This window comes from Methanomicrobia archaeon (assembly GCA_011049045.1).
Lineage (GTDB): Archaea > Halobacteriota > Syntropharchaeia > Alkanophagales > Methanospirareceae > JACGMN01.
Window position 1 is genome coordinate 1 of sequence record DSCO01000044.1, and the last position, 5,898, is coordinate 5,898.

The following is a 5,898-nucleotide window of genomic DNA, read 5'->3' on the forward strand; positions in this document are numbered from 1 at the left end:
ATATATATCGACCTGAGGTGCAGTAACGTCGATGGGATTGGCTATGCGTACAGGGATATTTTTGTGGCCTATGTTCCCGGCGAGATCGTGCACGAGTGCCTTTATCGTGTGGTTCCCGTTTTCGTACAGGCTCGTATCGAACCGTAACACAAAAGGCGGTGAAAAGTCAGTAAAAACCAGCACGTCGTTTACTAAGAACTCCACCTTCTTCACCCTGATGTTGTCCGTCGCGGTGGCGTGGACGCTGACGACTCCACGGCATACGCCGGGATCGATGAGCGAGACAAAAGGATCCTCAGTATCAGGCACTGGCGCGGTCTCAAAGGTGAAGTCATTACTTTCCACGAGGTTCCCGCTCGCATCCGCGGATCGAACCTTGAACTGGTAGGTGGTCGACGGTTGGAGGTTGATCAAGGTGATAGCATGCTCCACGTCCGGCGGGAAATCACGCGATTCCCGCTGCGAAAACCGGCCTGCAGTTACGTCATAAAGCACCACATGGTCGCTTTCCTCATCTGTTTCCCAGACGATGACCGCGGAGGTCGGTGTTATTGTTACCACGGCCGGCCCTGAGATGATACGCGGTGGTGTAGTATCACACGTCCAGAACTCCCTGCGGAGGTTGTTTCTCTCGTTCCTTTCTGCTACGTTATTCCCGGTATCCGCCTCCACTCCTATCGAATCGCCCGGTGGAGTGCATTCCCACTCGTAGTCGAAGCAGCCATTCTTTCGCGCTCCAGGTGCCAAAGCCGTCGTGACCAAATCGTTTACTATGTGCTCGTTATCAACAACTAAAGCAGTGTGATGGCCTTCCGGAGCTACTGCATCACCAACGTTCCTTAGTTGGTAGCAAATTGCACGCTCATCGGTCCAAACATCCGTGACTATAAGATCCGGCATGGTGGCGGAAGGAAGGTCCCAGAACTTGTTACCGCTCAGGGTCTGCCCATCAAGCGGATAGGCGTATCGAATCCTGTTGCTGGTGACGACCACACCGGCGACCGAAGTCGCGCCAACAGAAGTATAGCCAGGCGGATCGCTCTCCACGATCCAATAAAACTCACGAAGAGAGGAGACGATCAAACCATACCAGCCCTCGGCGTTGGTCGTGGTGCTGTCAATGACTGTTCCTAAGTCACCCTCGTTGTTCGAGCCGTAGAGCACCACGGTCACACCGCTAAGCGGGACGTTTTCGTTGCCCACCGCGCCCCGATAAACGCGTCCTGAGAGGATATACAGCGGCTGATCCCAGAACTTGTTACCGGTCAGGGTCGTGCCCGTAAGCGGCACCTCAAACTCGATCCAGTTGCTCGTTTTGACCGTCCCGCCGACAGTCGTGGCGCCCGCAGAGGAGAAGCCCCAGGGATCAGTCTCGAGCAGATGATAATATTCGTAGCCGTCGCTCACCGCAAGATCATACCAACCGGTAGCATCTGTGGTCGTGCTCGTAATAAACGTACCCGAAACGGGATAAGGATCGTTCGCGCCGTAGACTGAAACGGTAACGCCCTGCAGCGGATGACTTTCATCACCCACCGCCCCGGCGTAAACACGACCCTGCAAGGTCCAGAGGTCTGAGAGCGCGTCAGTATCGGGGGTGCGCGTAGTTAATAATAGTGCATCCACCCCGGTCGCACCCATGCCAGCACCGCTGACCGCGACGGCACATATCAACGCCACCAGAAAGCCTATGAGCACGATGTAGACCGTTCCGGTTCCTCCGGCCAGGACAGGAATGGAGAATGAATCGAATGATCGCGCACTCATTTTTTCACCTCCCTTCTCCCGTTGGGTACATTTAACAACGCGCCCCCTCCCGGTGCTCCTTGGCAAGGTGTGATGAATCGACCTGATACTTCAAGAAATCGCAAGGGGTAGGTTATACCAGCGTGGCTCGCAGAAGAGTTCCATTGCATCTCTCCCGGCCAAGAGGTAATCAGGTAAGAATACCACAAACCTGAAAAAGGTATAAGGTCTTATCGTCAGTACTAAATCCATGATACCGCGCGGTGGCCGATCCAACCGGTATGATGAACTCCCCCTGCTTACTCGGCCACTCGCCGTTATACCCGTTCCACGTTGCGGTTACATTCCAGTCGGTGTTGTGTACCTGATAGTTTTTCGCCGGCATTCCTCTTTCAATCGTTTGCATGCACGTGCGTCCTTCCTCTCCACTGCACCGTCACTAGCGAGAGAACGCAAAACGATACGTGCTGAACAGCGCTTATCCGCGCGGAAGATGCATGAGCGGCGTGATCGACCCAAAAGCTTATATACCCGCTCTGCTCTATCATCCCTCGTGAGAACAATGGCACTATTACCGAAAGCCCCGGTTACTCAGCTTATCCGTGACGCGGGAGCTGAGCGAGTGAGCGAGGACGCGACCGAAACGCTGGTAGACCTGCTTGAGGAATACGGCACGGAGATCGCGAAGAACGCCGTGCGCCTCGCGAAGCATGCTGGCCGGAAGACGGTCAAAGCGGTCGATGTCATGCCCGTTGAGAAGAAGGAATCGCATTTTGCGCGCGTTACCGCACTTGCGGAGGAAGAGGCGAAGAAAGGGAAGGGCTATAAACGGTCATCCGCCTGGTAAGTACCTCAGACGCTCGGATGAGGGGTATGGAACGGATTGATGGTATCTCTCACGTTCTCGCTAGCTTTAGCGCCGACATCAACCGTTCCTGCCGCTTACCGGTCACGTCCACGAACTCCTTACAGGTGATTACGCCGCCGGTTGCGTTACTGCTTAGCGTGAAAGATCTGCGGGTGCGAGCCCGATAGCTAGTAGTCCCGCCTTTTTAGAACCCGATAAGCCGTTGCCAGGAGCCCGGCAAAGGAAAAAACTGCTTCGAATCCACTGACTTTTGGGACGTTATCTTCACCAGTGTCGGATATCGGCTGTTCTCCTGCTTCTACCAGCGGTAACCAATCGCCGCCGTTTACTATCTTACCGGAAGAATTGTAGGGTAGCATAGAGTCGCCCAGGCCATCGCCATTGGTATCTTCGCCCGCATAATCGCGCCAGTAGTTACCGCCGAGCCACGAGCCACCGATACTGTTTGATCCCGCGGTGGGTGTGATGTTCCATATATTGGTACCGTTATCGTAAGCGTTTATCGCATTGTCGAAGTAGTTGTTATAGATCCGGTTGTTGTTCGAAAAATCCAGAAAAAGGCCGTCGGTATTGTTCGTGATGGTATTGCCCGTAAGAATGTTGCTGCTCGAAGAATACAGGTAAATGCCGTGGTCGTTGTTCGAGGCGGTGTTGCCCTTGAGCGTATTGTTGCTGCTCGAAAAATCAAGGAGAATGCCGTAGTAGTTGTTCGTGTTGGCCGTGTTGTCCGTAAGCGTGTTGCTGCTCGAAGAAGCCAGGCGAATGCCGCACTTGGAGTTGTGCGAAGCGGTGTTGTTACTGACAAAGTTGTCATTTGAGTAAATTACGATTCCTGCTTGCGGATAACTGCTCGCGTTTATCGCAGTAAAGCCGTCCAGAACGATCCCATCATGAGAGAGTCTCATTGCGCTTCCTGTGCCGCCTGCATCAACAACCGGTTTGCCGCCGCCGGTGTCTATGCCCCGTAACGTGAGCTGCTTGTTCACGTTCACGGTCTCGTTATAAGTGCCGCTGTGCACCGCTATAGTGCCTCCGGACTGCGCGGCGTCGATCGCGGCCTGTATGCTACTATAATCGCAGCCGCTGGGGCAGACGGTATGTGTATCCTCAGCACCACAGCTTACACTCACAAACGCCAGCACGGTGAGAAGAGCTGCAACGAGCAACCCGTTCCCAATCCGCATTCTTGCGCTTTTCATTCCTATCGAAACCTCATACCATACCTGAGGCCACTCTGCCGCTATTCTCTCAGAGAATAACAAAGGTAGGTAGGGTGGATGCCACAGATAAACTTTCGACTGCTCGCTAAGAATCACGTGTCAGGACCACCCAAATGGTAGATGTGACGCTCGCGGGATAAACGGAAGAAACGAGTACCGATCGGACCACTTCAGAAGGAAGCAGGCCGGTGAGCTCATCAATTTATGTGCCTGCGCGCTACTCCTATGTATGGCTATGGCGAAAACGGGCGTGGTGGTCTCGCATGATCTTATTTACAGCCATCTGAGAGAGCACCGTCTCAAGGCGGTCTTCAACTTCCTGGAACGTGATGTGGAGGTGCAGACCTACCTGCGGATGGGGAACATCATGGCGGTCAGAAGGCTCCGCTATAATGATCACGGCCCCACGCACTCCCGGATAGTCTCAGGAAGCGCTCTTGAGATCTTCAAGATCCTGGGCAGAACGATAACGCCCACCAGCGTTGAGGAGGGCTTATACGCCGCAGAAGATGCACGGCTCGTGGTGCTCTGCGGCGCGTACCTCCACGACATCGGCAATGCGGTCCATCGAACGTTACACCACCTCCACGGCTACTATCTCGCAGGCCCCATCCTCGATCGGGCGCTCGTACAGATCTATCCGGATGATCAGGAGCTGCGGATCAGATTGAAGGCGGCGATCCTGCACTGCATCTTCGCCCATGACGAGGAAGTGCGCTGCCTCACGATGGAGGCGGGCACGGTGACCGTGGCTGACGGGACAGACATGGCGGAGGGGCGGGCGCGAATACCCTACCGGACCGGTAAGGTTGATATTCACTCGCTATCCGCGCTCGCGATCAGAAAGGTGGAGCTCGCAGAGGGTGAACCCAAGCCCGTGCGCATCGTCGTGCAGATGGACAATCCCGCGGGCGTCTTCCAGATAGAAGAGGTATTAGACCGGAAAATCGCGTCCTCTAACCTGGAGCGATGGATCGAAGTTGTTGCCCTGGAACGGGATAAAGAGCTGAAGACCCGAAATCGCTAACCGCCCGGCTCGGACTAGCGGATGTGCTAATATAACTGCTCTCGGCTCGAGAAGCCGCATGCACGCAACGCAGTACCCCTGCAGCGCAGGTCTATAGATAGACGCGAACGGCAAGCGCTACACGCACACTTTTCGTCTGTCTTTCGGTCTGGCGGTCTAAAGCGAGTTGGCAGCAGGTATCGATCGCCGCTTACGTTGGACGTATACATACAGCGTGATAGCAGAGCCACCGCGAATCAGAAGCACGGGGATGAGAACCTCCCTGCTACCAGTTCCGGTGTTTACGGGCTCTTGCTCGGCGCGCTCACTGCAGCAGTATCGCTGGTATCCACCCATCGTGCCGCTTGCCGTTCGCGTCCACGAACTCATCGCAGGTGATGACGCCGCCGGTTGCGTTGTACGATGACGCATGGATGATCTGCGGGTACGAGCCGGTTACGATGGTGTAGTTGTAGGTTTCGTTCGCGTAGAGTATGAAGGGCTCGTTAAACGTGATGTTGTGCCAGTCGCCGGTGTAGCCGCCCCATGTTGCAGTTACGTTCCAGTCGCCGCTGTTCCATATCGTAACGTATTCAGTATGTCCGCCCGTTCCCGAGCAGGGGTACGTGTAAAGAGTGCTCACCGTGAGGTCTCGCGAAGGTTGAATGGTTCCTGCAAACGTACCTGAGTTCGAAGGATAGGTACCCGGCCCGGTATCAAAGATCGGTGGTTCTGCGGGTACTCCTTTCACTTTGATCAACCAGACATCACCCGAGCCCGCACCGAACGAGTGAGTAAAGCCAGCAATGATGTAGCCACCATCGGCCGTCTGCTGCACAGCGTGCCCGACATCATCAGAGAACCCACCAAAGGTGCTGTTCCATTCCGCCGTGCCAGTCGCTGCTGTTTTGAGCAACCAGACATCACCCGAGCCTGCACCGAACGAATTGGTGGAGCCCGCAACGATGTAGCCACCATCGGCCGTCTGCTGCACGGAGTAGCCGCAATCATTAGCAGACCCGCCAAACGTACGGGTCCAATTTGCCGTGCCATTTGCC

4 protein-coding genes are annotated in these 5,898 nt (G+C 55.1%); 2 read left to right on the forward strand and 2 right to left on the reverse strand.

Annotated elements, in window-relative coordinates; translation table 11 throughout:
* Positions 1–1,767: hypothetical protein (locus tag ENN68_05480; protein ID HDS45528.1), on the reverse strand; the 1,767-nt coding region annotated here is incomplete at its 3' end.
* Between the two features lie 229 nt (positions 1,768–1,996).
* On the opposite strand from ENN68_05480, the gene ENN68_05485 reads away from it, so the two are divergent.
* Positions 1,997–2,593, forward strand: a complete 597-nt coding sequence (locus ENN68_05485; GenBank protein ID HDS45529.1) for a histone family protein — start codon at positions 1,997–1,999, stop codon at positions 2,591–2,593.
* Positions 2,594–2,781: 188 nt separating this feature from the next.
* On the opposite strand, the gene ENN68_05490 is transcribed toward ENN68_05485, so the two are convergent.
* Entirely contained in the window at positions 2,782–3,813 is a 1,032-nt protein-coding gene (locus ENN68_05490) for a hypothetical protein (protein ID HDS45530.1), read from the reverse strand.
* A gap of 250 nt (positions 3,814–4,063) precedes the next feature.
* Between ENN68_05490 and ENN68_05495 the strand changes: the two genes are divergently transcribed.
* Positions 4,064–4,861, forward strand: a complete 798-nt coding sequence (locus tag ENN68_05495) for an HD domain-containing protein (protein ID HDS45531.1) — start codon at positions 4,064–4,066, stop codon at positions 4,859–4,861.
* Positions 4,862–5,898: the final 1,037 nt, after the last annotated feature.